15 protein-coding genes and 1 other RNA gene are annotated in these 18,917 nt (G+C 50.1%); 5 read left to right on the plus strand and 11 right to left on the minus strand.

The annotated features are described in order from the left end of the window. Positions 1–2: 2 nt before the first annotated feature. The 4 genes from IPK84_01820 to IPK84_01835 are packed head-to-tail and all read right to left on the minus strand — an operon-like array spanning position 3 to position 10,748. Positions 3–1,553, minus strand: a complete 1,551-nt coding sequence (locus IPK84_01820; protein QQS16074.1) for a PAS domain S-box protein — start codon at positions 1,551–1,553, stop codon at positions 3–5. 54 nt (positions 1,554–1,607) lie between these two features. Beyond that, positions 1,608–3,842 carry an ABC transporter permease gene (locus IPK84_01825; GenBank protein QQS16075.1) on the minus strand — a complete coding sequence of 745 codons (2,235 nt, stop codon included), beginning with the start codon at positions 3,840–3,842 and terminating at the stop codon, positions 1,608–1,610. A 40-nt stretch (positions 3,843–3,882) separates the two neighbouring features. After that, the gene (locus tag IPK84_01830; protein QQS16076.1) at positions 3,883–4,773 is read right to left on the minus strand and encodes an ABC transporter ATP-binding protein; all 891 of its coding nucleotides are present in this window, start codon (positions 4,771–4,773) and stop codon (positions 3,883–3,885) included. A gap of 8 nt (positions 4,774–4,781) precedes the next feature. Further along, positions 4,782–10,748 (minus strand): fibronectin type III domain-containing protein, encoded by a 5,967-nt coding sequence (locus IPK84_01835; protein QQS16077.1) that lies wholly within the window; start codon positions 10,746–10,748, stop codon positions 4,782–4,784. 182 nt (positions 10,749–10,930) lie between these two features. Here IPK84_01835 and smpB point away from each other — a divergent pair, with 182 nt between their 5' ends. From smpB to rplT, 5 genes are all read left to right on the plus strand, one after another. Next, the gene (gene smpB / locus IPK84_01840) at positions 10,931–11,377 is read left to right on the plus strand and encodes an SsrA-binding protein SmpB (GenBank protein ID QQS16078.1); all 447 of its coding nucleotides are present in this window, start codon (positions 10,931–10,933) and stop codon (positions 11,375–11,377) included. Positions 11,378–11,421: 44 nt separating this feature from the next. Beyond that, positions 11,422–11,821, plus strand: a transfer-messenger RNA (tmRNA) gene (gene ssrA, locus IPK84_01845). 18 nt (positions 11,822–11,839) lie between these two features. Beyond that, a complete protein-coding gene (locus tag IPK84_01850; protein ID QQS16079.1) occupies positions 11,840–12,388 on the plus strand; it encodes a translation initiation factor IF-3 in 549 nt (182 codons plus the stop codon). 9 nt (positions 12,389–12,397) lie between these two features. Continuing rightward, on the plus strand, positions 12,398–12,592 hold the full coding sequence (locus tag IPK84_01855) for a 50S ribosomal protein L35 (protein QQS16080.1): 195 nt from the start codon (positions 12,398–12,400) through the stop codon (positions 12,590–12,592). A gap of 47 nt (positions 12,593–12,639) precedes the next feature. Further along, entirely contained in the window at positions 12,640–12,987 is a 348-nt protein-coding gene (gene rplT, locus IPK84_01860; protein ID QQS16081.1) for a 50S ribosomal protein L20, read from the plus strand. Between the two features lie 257 nt (positions 12,988–13,244). Here rplT and vanZ read toward each other — a convergent pair whose 3' ends face one another. The 7 genes from vanZ to IPK84_01895 all read right to left on the minus strand — a co-directional run bounded on the left by vanZ (position 13,245) and on the right by IPK84_01895 (position 18,914). Then, a complete protein-coding gene (gene vanZ / locus IPK84_01865; GenBank protein QQS16082.1) occupies positions 13,245–13,685 on the minus strand; it encodes a VanZ family protein in 441 nt (146 codons plus the stop codon). A 149-nt stretch (positions 13,686–13,834) separates the two neighbouring features. After that, positions 13,835–14,569: an HAD family phosphatase gene (locus tag IPK84_01870; GenBank protein QQS16083.1), complete on the minus strand. Its 735-nt coding sequence runs from the start codon at positions 14,567–14,569 to the stop codon at positions 13,835–13,837. A gap of 31 nt (positions 14,570–14,600) precedes the next feature. Continuing rightward, on the minus strand, positions 14,601–15,614 hold the full coding sequence (locus tag IPK84_01875) for a hypothetical protein (GenBank protein QQS16084.1): 1,014 nt from the start codon (positions 15,612–15,614) through the stop codon (positions 14,601–14,603). Positions 15,615–15,622: 8 nt separating this feature from the next. Then, the gene (locus tag IPK84_01880) at positions 15,623–16,645 is read right to left on the minus strand and encodes a hypothetical protein (protein ID QQS16085.1); all 1,023 of its coding nucleotides are present in this window, start codon (positions 16,643–16,645) and stop codon (positions 15,623–15,625) included. A 114-nt stretch (positions 16,646–16,759) separates the two neighbouring features. Continuing rightward, complete coding sequence (locus IPK84_01885) at positions 16,760–17,326, minus strand: glucosaminidase domain-containing protein (protein ID QQS16086.1); 567 nt, start codon at positions 17,324–17,326, stop codon at positions 16,760–16,762. A 146-nt stretch (positions 17,327–17,472) separates the two neighbouring features. After that, on the minus strand, positions 17,473–18,501 hold the full coding sequence (locus IPK84_01890) for a hypothetical protein (protein ID QQS16087.1): 1,029 nt from the start codon (positions 18,499–18,501) through the stop codon (positions 17,473–17,475). Between the two features lie 11 nt (positions 18,502–18,512). Beyond that, positions 18,513–18,914, minus strand: a complete 402-nt coding sequence (locus tag IPK84_01895; GenBank protein ID QQS16088.1) for a hypothetical protein — start codon at positions 18,912–18,914, stop codon at positions 18,513–18,515. Positions 18,915–18,917 lie beyond the last annotated feature (3 nt).

Here is an 18,917-nt window from a genome sequence, read left to right on the forward strand (position 1 = left end):
CATCAATTATGTTGTTTGCCTGCGAGTCGACGGCACTCGCTTATCTCTTTCTTCAATTCAACCATGCGAAGCTCCCGACTCACCATGATAGCGTTCAGCCGCTCCGTCTCTTTTCGCTTCTTTACTTCCGCTTCTTCCAGCTCCTTCCGATCGGTAATGTCTATAGCTGTATGCAAAAATCCCAAAAAGACACCCGACGAGCTCGAAAATGGAACACTATTATCAAGCACCCATCGGTAGTTGCTCTTTGAAAACAAAACGCGATATTCCATACGAAGCGGCTTTCGATTTTCAAAAGCAGACAGACATTGTGCCCTATACCCCGGCTCGTCATCGGGATGAATGCTCTTTTGCCATATGTCAGTAAAATGTTCTTTGGAACTTTCACCGATAAGCGAAAGCGTCTGTTTATTCGCATAGAGACATGTCCGATCACGATCAATCATCCACAGAAATGCCGGCATCGTATCGGCAATCGTCTGGAATCTCTGTTCGGCGATATCTCCCCGCTCGCGCACCTGAAGAAGAGAGTGGAGCATGGCATTGATCTCCTCAGCAAGCTTGGCAATCTCATCGCTTCCGGAAAATTCTATTCCCGATTTCGACACACCCTTCTCGCGTGCCCGCTCAAGAGATCGACTCAAGTAATTCACACGAGAAAGAATCGTCCAGTGAAGCAGGAAAAAAATAAGCGCCGTCGACACCAAGAAAAACCCGAGCAAAGAAAGAATGACGACTATCTTCGATACGCCGAATGCCGTCGGAATGGCACGTTCTATTTTATAGAAAAGAAGCGGGCTACCAAAAACATCGGGAACAAATCCATATCCGGAAATAGTCGATTCCCCGACAACTGTTTGAACCTCACCCGAAGAAACCAGACTATTGGAAACACTCAGAAAGTCCGCGGGGAAATTCCTCGAGCCGTACAGTTCGAACGAAACCGGATATCCGAGAAAATTGGAAAGTCCGTACCGATACGAATCATCGATCGTCTTCACAAAGACGATCGTGCCGCGGGAGGGACCTTCGCCGCGAGACGTCATGATGGGCCGCGTTGCAATAAACGCAAGTCCCGATGAGAGTTGGACCATGCCCGAATGAACCGCCATCGAAGAATCGAAAGTTGAAAGAACCGATCCCGGCTTTACAAGATCTCCGATATCGTCCGGAACGGGAGTCGATTCGCGAGTACGACTATCCATTCCCTGCTGTGCTAATACATTCCCATCCCGATCGGAGATAACGATAAAATTCACACCGAGAATGTCGAGGGAATCAACCGGAAGGTTCGATTCGACAAACTCTTCCGTCGGCGAATTTGCAAACGAATACAAATCGTCCCATTGCGACCAATCAAGAAGCTGCCGATCCATATTCCGAATATCCCGATCAATCACGCGACCGGTCCACTCGACATTTCCCTGAACGGATCGCTGTTCATTTTCGATCAATCTCCCCAAGAAGAAAATACCCAACCATGCATAGAGCGCGATCAACACCACTTCCAAAGCATATGCCACAATAAAAAATATTTTCTTTCGAAGAGTCATAGGACGAGAGTTTTTGTTTGAGAATGAGTCATACAAATCAAATCAACCAAATGATTATTCGTATCGAAGCGCATTCAATGCCGAGATTTTTGTCGCTCGCCGAGCCGGATAGAGCCCGGTCAATACGCCGACCGCCAACGAGAAAATAAGGATCGTAATGACAAAGAGATTCGGTATGTACGCAACATCGAGAACACCGAGATTTTTGTCACGGAAAAACGCAACCGTCGAGATGAGCACGCCGATAGACTTTCCTGCCAAAAATCCCAAAAAAAGCCCGAGCACGCCGCCAAAGAAAGACATTACCATGGATTCCGTAAGGAAAAGCTCTTGAACCTCAAACGCCTTCATGCCCATCGCTTTCATAAGTCCCACCTCGCGCGTCCGTTCAAGAAGCGAGACTGTGAGCGTGTTAAACATGCCAAGCGCCGCAACGCCGAGCGCCGCCATCCCGAGAAGCGCCAGCACAATTCTCGCCGTCCCGAAAAAATTATTGATCTGTTCCACCGTATCCGCAACGGAAGTTGTCACATAGCCCATACCTTCGATCTGTCGCCGCACATTCGCAAGCGATTCCTGCGTCGCAACTGTCAGTTTTACCTGGGAATAGTTCACTACGCCAAGCGTTCGCGCGTCGATAAACGGCATATAGAATACCGGCGTCTTATCATCCGGAATTACCCCGATAATCGAATACTCCGATTCGACGGACTCCGCCTTCTGAGCCTTGCCGCCAAGCAGAGAACCGGATATCACAAAGGAGACATTGAATTTCTTGCCGATAGCTTCAGACTCGGACAGCGAAAGCACTTGAAGCATAGCGCGATTCACTACCGCTTCGCGTTTCGCCGCATCGCCGAGTGCGACTCGATCCACCGATTTATCTCCTTCGGACGAATCGCCGAGATCCAGTTCAACCCACTCTCCGTCCGATGAAGACACCTTGATATTATTCACTGTCGCCGACGTATCGTCTGAACCGGACGCCGATTCAGACAAAGCGGCGCTTTCGGGCGAAACAACCGCCTCAGTACTCTCACCAAGCACCATTCCGGAAACACTGTCTGGCTCATCGTCAGATTGATGCATCAATGAGATCTCAACCTCGTCGTCCACAAGAGCGAAATATCCCTGTTCGACTCGAACGGATCCGCTGGAATTTTTCGCCGGAGAAAAACCATCGGAGCACTCACTGACATCACCACAATCGGAAGATTTTTCCCAGAGAGGCATTTCCGATGAAATCCACTTTCCAAATGGCTCCCCGTCCGTACCGCGATACGCCTCGCCGGAATCCGGAACCGTGCTTCCGTAGGGCTCCCCGGCAACGAGATCGCCGGAAACAGGAACGCGGGAAATACGACCATAGCCGAGAAGTCTCGCTTTCGAGTCGGGAGATTCCCGCAAGCGAACCCAGAGAGTCGAATCCGCCCGCACCGAAACCGGCTCAAGAATATCTCCAAATCCCTTGGGATTCACCGAATCGGAGATGCCAGCAACCGTTTTCACGGCAGGAAGGTTTGCGGAAAGATCATTGCTCTCAAAAATTTTTCCGGAAGACGGCTGAATCGCCGACTGACGCAGATAGTCCGAAGTAACCGCATACACCGCCATATCCGATACCGAACCCTGATAATTCACTTTGCCAACCACGGCAACAAGCGGCGCAACCGATTCGACATTCGGAATTTCACGCATGTTTGAAAGCGTCTCATCGTCTATCTTGACTTTGCCGCCGGCCTGAGGCGACACATCCATCTGTCGCATCTCTTCCAGTCGCGCCACCTGGGAGACAACCAGCCGTTGAACACCATACCCCAACGAAACCAGAAATACGATTGACGCAATACCAAGCGCCATGCCGCCGATAGTAATCGCGGTCCGCGTTTTCTTCACCTTCATATTGCGGACAGCGATACCGATAAGACTGATGCGATCGATGGATTTCCGCCGCTCAATACGAAACAGTTTCTCAATTTTACTGTAGAGAGCGGCAAACATCTCCTCGCTTGAACGGGGAGACGGGGAGCGAAGAAGCTTCCGAACATGTCCATACACTGAAAATATCCCGCGAGCCACAATATAAAAGAGGAGCAGCACGACAAAGAGAACCAAGCGGAGAAATGTACTCTTGAAAAATTCGGGAATCCCGACTATCGAACGCCACAGACGCACGAAGAACGGCGCGCGTCGAGCAGCGTCGGCGGTTTCCAGAACAGCAACGCCATGAGCGGCGGCGTCCTGCACATCTTGAGTAAATTTTTTCTTGCCAAAAAATGGGAAATGCATAAAAAATCAATCCGCAAAAGACCGCTTACACGTAAACGAGCTACTTCCCGCCCGATGATCCTCCGTACGAGAATACCACCGGCTCAACATTCGGATCCTCCTCAATGCCAGCGCCCTGCTGAATGCTTACGCCGCGCTTATACTTCAGTTCTTTTTCCAAATTCGCCTTTTCCTCGCCACGGTAAATACCAAGCAGATGCCCGTCTCGCATAGAAAGCGCTGTTTTTGCATACGCAAGATATTCGAGGTCGTGCGTCACCATGATCAGAGTTTTTCCATTCTCATTCAAGGATCGAAGGAGTTTCAAGAGCATTTCTCCGGCATCATAGTCAAGGTTACCGGTCGGCTCGTCGGCGATAATAACTTCCGGGTCGGTAATGAGCGCCCGAGCAACCGCGATACGCTGTTGTTGTCCGCTCGAAAGATCCATCGGATGATAGTCCGCCCAATCGACAAGTTCCACCATGCGAAGCGCTTCGCGAGCGCGTTCAAATGCCGCCAGCCGATCCCATCCGAGCAGAAAGAGCGGGAAGGCGATATTCTCCAAGACGCTCAGAGATTTCACCCAATTCGACTGTTGATATACCATGCCGATATGTTTCTTCCGAAACTCCGATCGAACGTCTTCTTCTATTCCCGGACCATACAAGTTCTCCCCGAGAAAAGTCATGCTTCCCTTCGATGGGCCCTCGAGTCCGAGAATAATATGAAGCAAAGTCGACTTCCCGCATCCGGACGGTCCGAACACGATAAGAAAATCCGATCGTTCCACTGTAAAACTGATGCCCTTCAGGACATCGATAATCTGCGTTCCAACATGGAACGATTTATATACATCTGTCACCGTAATGACGGACTCCCCCGCCCGAGGAGACGATTCGTACCCGACGGAGGACAATTGATTCGAAAGCGGAACGAGAGTATCCATCATAACGATGACTACTGGCCAAAAATTGACTTGAGACTCGAGAACACAATATCAAGCGCATTCTCGGTCGCTTTGGGCGCAATGGAAACAATATCAATCGACTCGCCGACATTTCCCGCCTTGTCCTTCGAAAGAACACGGAGATGATATACCTTGGACGGTGTCAATTTCGATATCACTACGGTATGGTTTGACACGAGCGAAGCGTCTTCTTGTGTCTTTTGAGGATAGACCGATCCCGTACCCTCACCGTATTCCACCTGAGAAGTAGCCGATTCGTCAGTCGTCCAGGTAACTACCAATTGAGCTTCTGCCTCACCTTGGCTTCCGTCCGACGATTTCACGATAAGTCCCTCAACATTCGCATCGATAATTTGCGGAGCGCGCGTATCAGTTGCCGTAGTAAACTGCAAAGCATCCGACTTGGCTTCATTGCCAAAATTGTCACGCCCTCTCACCACCAGCGAATACGACGTCTGCGGCAAGAGATCTCGAAGCAGTATGCGATGCTCCCCGACAACCATCTTCGCATCCACTTCATCCCGCGCGTCCCCCGCACCTCCTTCGGGAGCATACGTAACAATGGAAGACGTCTCCGTGTTCGTCTTCCAGGAAATCAGCAACACGGTCTGCGCCGTTCCCTTCACCTGTTGAATACGAACCTCTTCGATTTTCGGTCTCGGCAACGTTTCAAAAGAGAGCGTGTTTCCTTCATACTCCTCTCCTTCGCTATCGACAGTGTTTATCTTATAGTAATATTTTGTCCCATCGAGAAGATCTTCGATACTGGTTGTATACGTTGTCTCCGATGTTGATGTGGATATTTCTTTCACCAAGCCGAACGCCTCCGTAAGTCCGTAATAGATTTTCACCTTGCTCGCCCCTTTCGCCGTGAATTCCAAAATGGCATTCGAAAGCCCCGCACTCTTCAAATTCGGATCGACAACAGTCGGAGCCGGATCGGTTTTGAATGCCTTTTCTCCCGAAAGACCGGTATTGCCATCCTCATCCGTCCAACGCGCGCGATAATGATAGGTTGTCCCCGGAGAAAGATTCGAGAGTTTAATTTCATGATCCGTCACCTGTTCGGAGTTGCTTGGTTCTTCGGAGTAATAGTCTCCGGAGCCCTTTCCATATTGGACCTTGCTATCAGACGCTCGATCGGTAGACCATCCGATTGTTGCGCTTTTGGTCGTAATAAGCGAAACCGACGGACCGGAGGCGAGTCCGGCCGCCTCGGTATACTTCCCGGTCGGATACGATGAAACAACCTCACTGAAGGCGCCGCAATTGTTAACGCTGTCGCAAGCACGAATCTTGTAATAATGCGTCGCCTGCGTCAGTCCCGTATCCACAAAGGCGATACCGCTCGTCGAAGCAACCTTTGCATACGTGCCACCCTCACTCAGCGAGTGATATATCTGATAGGAGTCGACACCGGAACCGATATCCGCGGGTGCTTCCCATGAGATTGCAAGCTTCCACGACTCGGTATTCTTTACCGAAACGTCGGCAATATCGGTATTGAGCGGAATCCCCGGCGCACTCGTATCAGCAACAAACTCGACCGTCTCATAGGCGCCATAATTAATCACCCCTCCCAAATCTTCCGGATTCTTCGCCACGACATAAAACGTATTCGCGCCTTTTTGCGTAGCAAACGCCGACGCCGCAACCGATTCCACTCCGGGAGACGTAAACGTACACGCATCTTCCGACGGTATGGCATTCACCGTATAACAATACGTGAGATCACTCGCTTCTCCCGAAAAGCTGAACGGCGGATCCCATGTAAAAGCGAAGGAGTTCGCCGTATTTGTCTCTGGAATTGCCTGGACGTTCTGCGGCGCAGTCGGTCCTGACCCCGCATAGTAGAATGATGTCCGCACATTTCCCGAACTCACATTGCCAGCGACGTCAATCGTGCGCAAATAGAAGAAATTTTCTCCGGTTTGGTAGGCGGCATCCGCGATATCAACCTGAAGCGCTGTCGTGGTAGCTGACCAGCTGTCACTCGCCACAGTCGCCCCGATTTGGTACTGATACCCGGCAATCATCGAGTTGGTTGCCGGATTACCATTCCCATCCACTCCCGCGCTCCACAAAAATGAGAAATCATTATCGGGAGAATACACAGCCGGTGCCGCCGTCACACCAAGAGGATTGGTTGGCGCTGTCGAATCAAGCCAGTAGGAGAACGAAACCGGAAACACAACACTCGAATTTTGCGCCACATCTTTCGCTTTTACGATGAGATAATATTTCTGCCCGCTTACCAAGGCGTTTCCATCCGTGTCCGTTGTCGCCACATAACTATTCCCTGACTGAAAATCCCCCTGCGTCGTCGGTTCAGCACTCGCCGACGTGCCGAAATAAACATAGTATCCTGAAACACCCGATCCGCCCGTATCCGTTGCCGCCGACCACTCAAAAGATGGCGCCGAATATGAGTACCACGTAGCTGTCGTCAAGTCCGTCGACCCGCCATCGGAATCTTTGGCGGTCAGTGTCGGCGTCCCGGACCACGTCGGCGCCGAGAGATCCGCAGTAGCAGTCAAGACAACAGAATTTAATCGAACCAACTCATTTCCATTGCCAAGAAACACCGCCTGCCACAGCAACCCGCCCGATCCGGCGGGAAATGTCGATATGTTCGCCGATACCGTCGAAGCGTCATTCGACTGCGCGTATCCGGACGATGTCGCCCACGCGGAACCGGTCCAGTACTGCCACGTTGATCCGCCATCATCCGAGAGGCGATAGGTGATGGCACCGGGCGATTCCTCATCCGCAACGAATGAGTCCCACTTCTTCACTCCGGACGTATGCACTGCCGAAGCGAGCGTTACCGTCTCATATCCGCTCGAATACGGAGTTGACTGGAATGATGTCCTGGCTATGGAACTAATACGAAGCTCATCGAGAGATCCTTGGAAAAACCCTTCCGGCTTTCCATATTCCCGCCCGGCATATGTCGTTCCGATCAAAAGATCGCTCGATGAATCCGAAATCGACATGGAAACAGACCGCGAATTATTGAGCGTCCCGTCAATATACAGACTCATAGTGGAGCCGTTATACGTCGCCGCCACATGATGCCAACTCGTATTAAAAGAGCTGGTCGCCGACTGAAGAAAAGCATTGTTGCCGAATGACCACACGGCCGCATCAGCATTCGCAGTGTTTCCGGTACCGGCGTAAAACTTTCCTTTGTACGCACTGAATGCTCCGACTTCCTCAATCGTCGATCCCCAACTTCCACTGATATTATCACCGCCGACCTGCGTCCATGATGAACCGACATATCGCCACACCTCTCCATCGCCGGCAGTTGTCCCCAGCCCGGCATAGAGCGCGCCATTGTAAACGGCAAGCGTCCGAACCCGCTCATATGTTCCACTTGCCCAACTTCCCCCGACATCGTCACCGCCAATCATAGTCCACGATGAGCCGTCATACTTCCACACTTCCGCATCATCGGTCGATGTCCCGAGTCCGACATAGAGAAACCCGGCGTAGACAATCATGCTGTCTACCTGTTCATACGTACTATTGGCCCAGCTCGAGTTGACACCGTCTCCACCAACACGGCTCCACGACGGCGTGCCATCACAGTTCGTACACTCCCACACTTCGGCATCGCCGGCACTCGAGCCGAGACCGGCATATATCTTTCCGGCATATATGCCAAGTGTCGTCACCCGCTCAAAGTTCGTCGTCCAACCGGAATAGAGACTATCCCCACCAACTTTGGTCCACGTCGATCCGTTCCATCGCCACACTTCGGCGTCATTAGCGCTATTCCCCAAACCGGCATAGAGAAACCCTCCATACGAAGCAAGCGAGTTCACCTCTTCGAAATTCGTCGTCCAGCCGGAGTTCAAACTATCACCGCCGATCTGCTCCCAAGTCGATCCATCCCAATGCCACACTTCGGCGTCATTGGCACTTGAACCCAAACCGGCATACAACTCACCTCCATGCCCGATCAAGCTCGTCACAGTTTCATACGTATTGGAAATCCAACTATTATTCACGCCTTGACCGCCAATGAGTTCCCAGGATGAACCGTCAAATCGCCACACCATGGCATTGCCGATAGTGGCAACGCCTGTCCCCGCATACAGATAGTCGCCGGTCACATTCAAGACCTCGACACTCCGAAGACCGCGAAAACCCCAACTGAAGTTTATGTAATCTCCGCCGATAAGCTCCCATGATGAACCATTCCATGCCCATTCCTGTGCCGAAACCGTTGAACTTGAAGTGCTGACACCCGCAAAGAGCGTCGACCCGGATACAGCAAGCGTACTCACAATCGTGTGCGTACTCGAAAAACTCCCATTGACTCCATCGCCGCCGATTTTGGTCCATGCTGATCCGTCAAAACTCCACACCTCATTGTCTCCGGCTGTTGATCCGAGACCGGCATAGAGCGTCGTTCCATCATTCGCGAGAGAATACACCATTTCATAGTTCGAACTGTCCCAGCTTGAACTTACGGTGTCACCGCCAATTTTGGTCCATGTTGAGCCGTTCCATTTCCAGACTTCCGCATCGCCAGCCGTCGATCCGAGACCGGCATAGAGATTCCCGCCGAAGTACGTCATCGAATAGACATACTCGTATGTCGCATCCCAGCTCGAATTCAAGCTGTCGCCGCCGATTTTGGTCCACGTTGATCCGTTCCATTTCCAGACTTCGGAATCTCCGGCCGTTAAACCCAAGCCGGCATACACATTCGTACCGTCATTTACCAAACTGTAGACGCCTTCGTAATTCGTCGTCCAGCCGGAGTTTAAGCTGTCGCCGCCGATTTTGGTCCACGTTGATCCGTTCCATTTCCAGACTTCCGCATCATTTGCTCCCGTCCCAAGTCCGGCATAGAGCTCTCCGCCGACAAACGTGAGCGCATTGACCGCTTCAAACGTATTGATTTGCCAGCTCGAATTGAGCGCATCACCACCGATTTTTGTCCACGTTGATCCGTTCCATTTCCAGACTTCCGCATCGCCAGTTCCGCTTCCGAGTCCGACATAGAGATTCGTCCCGTCATTCGCCATGACATACACCGCTTCAAACGTATTGATTGTCCAACAGTTATTGAGACCGTCACCACCAATCTGTGTCCATCTCGTTCCGTTCCATTTCCAGACTTCCGCATCGCCCGTTCCATTTCCCGTCCCGACATACAAATCTCCCCCAAGAACATTTGAGGATTCAATAGTCGGATTCCCGTTCAAGTCCCAACTCCCGTTTATATCATTTCCTGCCTGCTGCGTCCATCCGGATGCCGAATCATTTGCCAGCTCATAGGTGAGCTTGCCCGTTTCATTGTCGTAGTACAATTGATAGTCGCCCTTATCAACAATTCCCTGGCGCTGAGCATGGCTTCCTGCCGAAAATGCCGAAGAGAATTTCGTCCACGCTTCAATCGTATTCGCCTGCGACAGAGAATTTTCAGCCGAATCCGGCACCGATGCAAACGCCGTTGTTCCATTGAAAGAGAGTGCATTGTTGAGATTTCCGGCTACGAAACTTCCACCCGATACCGTCGCGTGATTTGCGTTCGACGAACTGTCATTCGCCGTCGATCCACTCGATTCATCGAAATGGTAAAGTGCCACCGTATTGTCATCATCGGTGTAATTCTTAACCGAGAGACGAGATTCCGTATTCGCGCTATCAATCGTAACTCCGCTTGAAGAGACGTACTCGCTTGATGTTGAAAAATCCCATGTCTCGCTGATTTCTCCGTCAGCGAGAATACTGTGGATCCGACCGGAAAGAAACAAAAATGCGCCTGCTGCCACGCAAGCGGACAAGACAGACAGACCGATATATCTCGGCTTCAGACTCCATAAAAACCGCGCAGTCCACACAAAGACTCGCGCCACAGAAACCGCGCCCGAAGCAAAAAGGCGATAGAAATTATTGTATTTTCGCATAGCATCCAAACGACGGGAATTCCCCCGCATATGGAAGATGTTTATTTTCTTTTATTATATAGCACTTCGAGATAACTCCAAAGAGGCAACTCCAAAAAAATTCGAGGAAGAAAGTCATATTTCCACCTCCAAAGAATGGGGTTGATTTACTTCTTGTCCTTGCCCGAATGCCCGTTCATGCTAGAGTGATATCGGAAGAGCTTTCCGACACTATGCCAACTCTCGCCTACAACAAGCGCGCTCGGTTTGACTACGAAATCCTTGAGACTCTCGAGGCGGGTATTGCACTCTCCGGACACGAGGTAAAATCGATAAAAACCGGGCATGTGAGTCTTCAAGGAAGCTTCGTTACCATACGAGGCTCTGATTTGATGCTTACCAACGCGCTTGTGCCGTTCTATCCCTTTGCGGGCGATCCGTCAAACTACGACCCGACACGTCCGCGTCGCCTCCTTGTCAAAAAGAACGAATCCAAGCGACTGATTGGAAAAGTTCGAACGAACGGCTTGACACTGATTCCGCTTCGGGTCTATACTAAGAGACACCTCATAAAGGTCGAGTTTGCTTTGGCAAAAGGAAAAAAAGAATACGACAAGCGCGCCACTACCCAAAAGCGCGAATCTGATCGTAAAATAGCCCGAGCAATGAGAAGATCCTAAACAGCCGCGCAATAATGGGAACCGAAAAAGATTCTCATTATCGAGGGGTTGTCTAGACTCGACAGGGTGCACTTTGAAAATATGCAAGCCGATTATGAAGGTGATATCGTAAATCTTCCCTTCGCGATGATACCTGCAAACTTCATCACAAAGGCAAAGCAAGCCTTCGCGCAAGCGTTCCAGCCTGCTTTCGCTTCCGCTCTCGCCTAATTTCGGCAGGAGCCATCGGACTCCCGACTCCCGATAGGGAATGTTCCGGTGTCATATCATCGGGAAAGCTCGGTTTTCTTGCCCTATGGAAAGCCGATCGCTTCTGCACATAAGGCACGTTGAGCCGTTTTCGCGCACTTCCTGACGGTTCGACGCATACCAAGTGCGCTATGCTTGTAGACTATTTTTGAAACTCATCACTGGACATGGGTGCAATTCCCATCAACTCCACATATTTTTTGCAAAACCACGATGCGCCGACGTCGATATCGAAGACCCAGACCGAAAGTTGTTGAAACCCCAAAGGCACGTGTCAATGAACATATCCGCGTGCCATTTGTGTTTGTCGTCGATGCGGACGGAACCGTCAACGAAAACATGCCGATCGAACAAGCTATCGCTCGCGCCAAGGAGCAAGAGCTCGATCTCGTCGAAGTGTCCCCAAAAGCAACACCTCCGGTCTGCAAAATCCTCGATTACGGCAAGTATCTCTACGCCGAAGGAAAGAAAGAGCAGAAAGCCAAAAGCAAACAGAAGAAGGTTGAGACCAAGGGCATTCGCCTCCGTCTTCGCACTGACACGCATGACCTCAACTTCAAGCGGGCGCAGGCAGAGAAATTCCTCACACGAGGACACAAAGTAAAAATAGAGATCGTGCTCCGCGGACGAGAAAAAGCGCTTCCGGACAAGGCTCGAGATGCCCTCCGGGAATTCTTCAACAGCATAAAAGCGCCCTTTGGCATTGAAGAGGATATCAAGCGATTCCCCAACGGCTTCCACATCATTATTGCCCCAAAATAAGGAAAACCTATGAAGCAGAAAACTCGGAAATCCGTCGCCAAGAAAGTCAAGGTGACCAAGAGCGGCAAAGTGATTCGCCGCACCACAAAACAAAATCACTACAATCTCCGAGAGACCAAGGAGTCGAAGAGAGCGAAGCGCCGAGATATTACCATGACTGGTCGAGATGCCAAGAACATCAAAGCCGCCCTCCCCTACGCCTAAAGAAAATCACTGCTGTCCGCTATAACCCCTAGAGATCACATACGTTTATGCCAAGAGTAAAGCGCGGTGTTTCCGCCAACAAACGAAGAAAGAATGTCCTCAAAATGGCGGAAGGGTTCCGGTGGCGCCGCAAAACCAACTATCGCGCCGCCAAAGAAGCGATTCTGAAGGCGGGAAAGTATGCTTACCGTGATCGACGCGCCAAGAAACGTTCGTTCCGAAGCTTGTGGATTGTCCGCCTCAACAATGCCCTGCGCGAACACGGACTTACCTATGCGCGATTCATCGATATCGAGAAGAAAAAGAACATCGAACTTGACCGAAAGGTCCTCTCCGAGCTTGCCGTGCAGCATCCGGACATCTTCAAAACATTTGTGACGTCTGTGAACAAATGAGCGTTTGAAAATCACGACACCACATAAAAACACCCTTGAAAATCGGGTGTTTTTATGTTTTATCTCTTAAGAACCTGCTTACAATCTCTCTTTCGTCACGAGATTTTCAAATTTTGAGCGAAAAACATGAAGATTGAGAAAGGCTACTCGGAGAGTAACCTGACAAAATCTGAATGTTTTGCAGCCAAAATTTGAAAGTCGGAGTAGAATATGGAGATTGTAAACAGATTCTAAGGTACGGATAATTCGCGCATCCGCTACCTCAACAATTCATCTTTTGCATTCCCTTTCCAATGACGAAGTATCCAGAGAGAGAAAACGAGGGCAAGAAAAATACCAAACGCATCGATAATAATGTCCGAGACCTTCCCTTGCCGACCGGTCACGAAGAGTTGGTGCGCCTCATCAGATATCGAAAAGGGCAAAGAGAGCAGTATGGCACCTGCGGCCGCTATATGAGAATTCCGAGGAAACAATCGATCAAAGAGCCGAAAAGAAAGAACTCCCAAGATAAAATATTCGGCGACATGCGCCCCCTTTCGCACAAGAAGATACGGCAATGAAATATGCTGTCCGGCAACACCGAGACTCGGTTGATCCGAGAGCAAGAAAATAACGCTCATCCACACAAGAATCGGGACGATGCAGTAGTAGAAAACACCCCCACATCGAACCAGCCGCTCCGAAAAAGTATTCATTGATCCGTTTTCAATGTTTCCTGAAACGACCGAGAAGTTCCTTAACAAGGATACCGAATGCGAAAAATGGGAGCCAGAGCCAAAGTATTTTTTTGAGAAATTTCTCGAGAAACTGTCCCATACCGATCATTCTATATGGTTAGACACGCTCATTCACGCAGCGGAAGCGCATGATAACACGTGGGATCAATCTCATACACCACATCTTTCTTTTCCACGACAATCCGCCAGCCCTTTTCTTCAGCAACAGCCTTGAGATTCTCGTTGGGATTGAAAGCGATAGGATGCTCAACGAGTTCCAAAAATTTGATATCGGACTCAGTATCACCAACTCCGTACGAATCCGAAAATGACACACGATATTCCTCAAATAGCTTCCGTGCCGCCGTTCCCTTATCGCGACTTGGCTCATACGACGCTATACCGGTATAGCGACCATCATCACTCACTTCATAGACACTTCCGATAACAGAATCAAAGTGGAGATAGTCGCGATTGTATGCCTCAACGATCTCAAGAGGCGAACCGGAAATAGCAAAAAGGAGATACCCCTCACCGCGAAGCTTTGCGATAAGATTCTCGGCAAATATGTATGTCTGCCGTTCACGAAACGGGACAACACTCTCTGCGGCGCGCGCAACATCTTCCGGCGTACATCCGCGAACAAATCGCGCATACAGGTCGATAAGCGCAAGACGATAATCCTCATACGTTCCCGTATGTGTAAGCCATTTCGAATACAGATCAACCAATGTTTTCCGAACATGTGACGGAAATATCCGCAGCCATGAGAGTTCATTGATAAGCTCGAAATGGAGATTTTTCCGAAAAATTGTCCCATCTATATCGAAAATTGCCGCTTTGGTCTTCTCCGTTGATTTCATATGTAAAGTATATCGACTTCCGAAACAGCGGTCAACGCGCACGAAACACATCCCGAGCCGCATCCCACACATCGGAAACGCCGCGCTTTTCTCTGAGCCAGTACCACCACTCCGCCCCCCAGAGATACACATCCGAAAATCCGACCTGTCGAGCATAGCGCACATTCTCAAGCAATTGCTCGGCGTTCATCGTTTTCCACTGCTCGTCGAGCGAGACATCCATGAACGAGCCATTTGCCCATGGCTCCGCTTGGAGCTCAATTACCATAAAATTCTTCTGACGCGAGAAGATTCGAACCAGCATCTCTTTAAACCGGAAAAAGTTCGGCCCGATCGGATACGTGATATACCCAAATCGATTGCTCCAGAGCTTCCGGTAGAGCGTCGTTCCGAATACATCCCCGCGACTCGCTGCCGGAATCCACGTCGACAGCTCCCCACTATCCGTCGTCAGAATCGGACGGGAAGAATCTTCGGCGCGAGCTGCGGATATTTCCCGGTCAAGTGTTGCGCCGGAAAGAGGCGGGCAGATTCCAAACGCCAGGAACGGTTCATTCTCAATTTGCCACAAAGAAATTTCCGATCGATCTTTGTAGTGCTCGATGGTTTTCCGAATAAACCGTACTGCCGCTTCATTTTTCAAGTCATCCGTATCCGCCCATGTCGGTACAAAGCACTCCGGCCATCGCGGGACCTTCTGCCCGACAGCAAGAATCACATCGACATCATACTGACGCGCCATATCAAGCTGCCAGTCGATATCGGAAAAATCAAATGTTCCGCGCTCACGCTCAACCGTATCCCAATACACCGGAATGCGCACTCTCTGCACACCAAGATCTTCAAACAGGGCGCGAAGCACTTCCGGAGCATCAAGTCCCAAATCACGCGCGAATCGACTCGAGAACGTAATGCCAAACCGCACGTCTTCGCGGGGTTCCGGACCCGGAAGATTGAAATACACAAAAAGAATCGCCGCCAGAACAAAGAGACTTGCGACAATCCACAGGACAATCTTCAGACATCGAAACAATATAGCTTTCATTTCTCACATCAAAAAAGAGTCAACTCTCCACGAACTGAGAACCAAATACCAATCGTTATGCAAACGAATGCCGCCATTTTCCACAGCCAGTCGGCACGAGACAATCGCTCGGAGAATACATCCGGAAATTTCTTTGAAAGAAAGAGTGCTATGAGAAACACAAAAGCAAATTGCACACCAACCATCGCCTGAACCAACGCAGCCGGTCCTCGATATGTGGCGAATATGATAAGAATCGCGCCGATACCTCCTATGGTTTTCCCGGAAATAAAGATGAGCCACGTCGGCACCGAGCCCGTCCGTTCATGCAAAGCCATGCCCGACGCATCTGCCAGAACAGAACGCGAAAAACCCGGCTTCCGAAAAGGAAACTTTTCAAAGAAGAAAGAAAGCATGTCTCGACGATACGCAGGCACAAGAGCCAAAGACACTCCACCAAGAAACACGCCAAATCGAGACCAAATAAGCCCACTCACAAAATTCGCCCCGCTCCCCTCCCCCACTTTGATAAGAATGTAAAATCCCGCGAGCAACAACCCGGAAAGGAATGAGAGGCCGACAACTCGCTTCGAATAGGAAGGACCATCGGAGCAAGAGAAAGAAAGCATCGCTACCCCTGCCAACAAAAGCGCGAACGAAATCAATCCAAAGACAGGGACATCGCCGGAAAGAAATATCAAAACAATCGAGGGCACAAGCGTTATCATCGCCGAAAAGATGCCGACAAGCGGCAAGACTCTCGATACTTCTCCCAATTGAAACGCAGTAAACAGAAAAAGCAAACTCCACGCAAAAAGCATTCCCGACGCCAGGAAAATTACCATGCCAACCGGAGGCAAAAGTTGCAAACCAAATGGCGCAAGCGCAAACGATGTCAAACTAAACAGCGTCAAAACCAAAACATACGCCGCCGGCTTCTCGATGCGCCCCGACACCAAGAACTTATCTGCAATACCGGAAAGCGCCGTCGCCCCATACCCCCCAATCGCCGAAAAGAGCCACAGCATAATAAACACGGAAAAGAAAAACAAACAGCTCCATTATACCATCAAAACCTATGAACAAAGCATAAAAAAAGACGACCACTCAAGACGGATCGTCGAAGTCTTCAATATTCAATCCTCTTGTCTCACGAAATCAGAAATTTAGAAAAACCGATGATACACGTTTCCCACGTCTGAAATCCATTTTGCAACACTCTCCGGACTATGCCCCTCACAAGATGAACCGCATTTCCATACAATGAGTCGCGACGGCGAATCCAAATGTTTTTCATGAACCAATTCGGAAATCCGATCACCCACTACCTCAATCGCCTCTTCCGGACTGGAAAAACAAGCATAGCCCATGCCAGTCCCGCGACTTCCTACTCCTTTGTAGCCCCAGTAGTTGTAGCAGTCAACACCGTCTTTCGTTGGCACATGCTCTCCCCACGAGCTTTCCTTTCGGGCAATACTCACCAAGAACGCCGCCGTCTCCCGATCGCGCTTCGCGAGAAATGGCACCATTGTTTCCATCGGTTCACCCCGGAGCGTTGAAGCAAGCAGCGTACGAAACCGGAAGTCCTCTTCCGATTCCCCCTCCTTCGGAGACATTTCTCCCTCACAAGATGGAGCAACAGCCTCCTGTCCCGAATCACCCGAAACACTCTCTGGACGGAATTCCAGCAAATCGTCCTGCAAGTGAATATCCGATCCTTCTGCCAAAGCCATATCCCCACTCCAAACAAAGAACACGAAAAAGAGGCTCATAAAGCCAAAAACTCGGAAAATATACCGTGTCCCCCGCCTGCATAAAGGAATCTCCATAGAGAAAAAGTGTTACCGTTTGATAACACTCATTTCTAGCATATTTAAGGCTATTCGTCAATCTCATGAAAGTAGAGATCGACATCCTGAATCCACTTTTTCGTCGCCGCCTTATCATGTGTCGAACAGTCGTATCCACACTTCCAAACCACCATCATCTCGGCCGGAGTGTCAATTTTCTCCGCATAAATCAGCTTTTCCAATCGACGAGAGACCGTGTCGACCGCATCTTTCGGACTATTGAAGCACGTATGCCCGCCCGTCCCCATAAATCGACGCTTGCCGCGATATCCCCAATAATTAAAACAATCGTGACTTTTGAGGAGTGGCACGCGCTTTCCCCACGCGCTTTCCTTCTTGGCAATACCGACCAAGAATGCCGCGACAATCTTGTCTTTCTCCACAATATAGGGAACCATCTCCTCGATCGGATATCCGGCAACCATTTCCCGGATCTTCGCCTCGAGAGCTTCCTTCTCTTCCACTTCCCGAATACTCTCCAGGTCATCAGTCACCTCAGCAACAAACCGCTCGTCAGTATGATCGCTCGCACCAAGCACTGTCGGTTCATCCGGCAAAGGCATATCCCGTTCAAGCACCATTCTTGATGACACTGAAGACCCTTCACCGGCAAGCGCATGCTCCCCAAAATACCGATAGGTAAGCACCGTCGAGACAATGCCCAAAAATACTGCCCCAACAAGCGATGTCCGCAATGCAAAGCGCGGCGAAAGAGCGAAAACAGCGCCAACCTCAATGAGAGACCTTTCAATGGTCCGCCATTGCCATATATATCTAAACCGCGATCGAGCCCTACCGAATCCAGTCGACGACTCACGCTTGTTCAAGCGAATATCGTCTATGAGATATTGCGTCCGATTTGGGAATTCTCCAGCTCCCAATCGATTCTGATAATCAACACGACTTCCCCGAAAAAATACTGTCGACGTAAGCGGCTGAGCAGCAAAATCCCGAGAAGGGCACGATTTGATTCGAGAACCTGCGGACGTCACACGCTTCGGAATACCATCGATATATATCCGTTTCCGCACGTGTTGAGCTGTGTGAGATACATTCATGAGTTCAAAATCTATTGGATGCCCGCCTTCTCTCTAAAGAATTTTTCCGCATCCGGTCCGCCGACAAAACACTTCCCTTCAGCCCACACAAACGGCACGCCCAAACCGGATTTCTCTATCCCGCATTCATCCGCACGCTTTTGCATTTCACCGGAGTTTTTCGGATTATGCCACACTTCCTTCTTAGCAAAAGAAATCTTCTCAGCTATATGATTCTCCTCAAGGAACTTCTCGAGGTCCTTGCAATGCGGACACTCTTTTCCATAGTAGTACACTATCGGGGCATTCGGATCACCGGAATCATCGGCGGATGGAGCGCTTGCCGACGGAGCACTGACAATGCCCCATACAATAAAACCAAGAAGGACTGACACAAGAGCGACAATCAAAGCGGTTTTTGCATATCGAGCCATACT

This window comes from Candidatus Moraniibacteriota bacterium, assembly GCA_016699875.1.
Taxonomy (GTDB): domain Bacteria; phylum Patescibacteriota; class Minisyncoccia; order Moranbacterales; family UBA1568.

Coding starts and splice junctions, on each gene's coding strand:
- IPK84_01835 (QQS16077.1), bottom strand. CDS start 10,748: ATGCGGGGGAATTCCCGTCGTTTGGATGCTATGCGAAAATACAATAAT.
- IPK84_01895 (QQS16088.1), bottom strand. CDS start 18,914: ATGGCTCGATATGCAAAAACCGCTTTGATTGTCGCTCTTGTGTCAGTC.
- IPK84_01820 (QQS16074.1), bottom strand. CDS start 1,553: ATGACTCTTCGAAAGAAAATATTTTTTATTGTGGCATATGCTTTGGAA.
- IPK84_01875 (QQS16084.1), bottom strand. CDS start 15,614: ATGAAAGCTATATTGTTTCGATGTCTGAAGATTGTCCTGTGGATTGTC.
- IPK84_01825 (QQS16075.1), bottom strand. CDS start 3,842: ATGCATTTCCCATTTTTTGGCAAGAAAAAATTTACTCAAGATGTGCAG.
- IPK84_01830 (QQS16076.1), bottom strand. CDS start 4,773: ATGATGGATACTCTCGTTCCGCTTTCGAATCAATTGTCCTCCGTCGGG.
- smpB (QQS16078.1), top strand. CDS start 10,931: ATGCCAACTCTCGCCTACAACAAGCGCGCTCGGTTTGACTACGAAATC.
- IPK84_01850 (QQS16079.1), top strand. CDS start 11,840: ATGCGCCGACGTCGATATCGAAGACCCAGACCGAAAGTTGTTGAAACC.
- IPK84_01890 (QQS16087.1), bottom strand. CDS start 18,501: ATGAATGTATCTCACACAGCTCAACACGTGCGGAAACGGATATATATC.
- IPK84_01855 (QQS16080.1), top strand. CDS start 12,398: ATGAAGCAGAAAACTCGGAAATCCGTCGCCAAGAAAGTCAAGGTGACC.
- IPK84_01885 (QQS16086.1), bottom strand. CDS start 17,326: ATGGCTTTGGCAGAAGGATCGGATATTCACTTGCAGGACGATTTGCTG.
- IPK84_01870 (QQS16083.1), bottom strand. CDS start 14,569: ATGAAATCAACGGAGAAGACCAAAGCGGCAATTTTCGATATAGATGGG.
- rplT (QQS16081.1), top strand. CDS start 12,640: ATGCCAAGAGTAAAGCGCGGTGTTTCCGCCAACAAACGAAGAAAGAAT.
- vanZ (QQS16082.1), bottom strand. CDS start 13,685: ATGAATACTTTTTCGGAGCGGCTGGTTCGATGTGGGGGTGTTTTCTAC.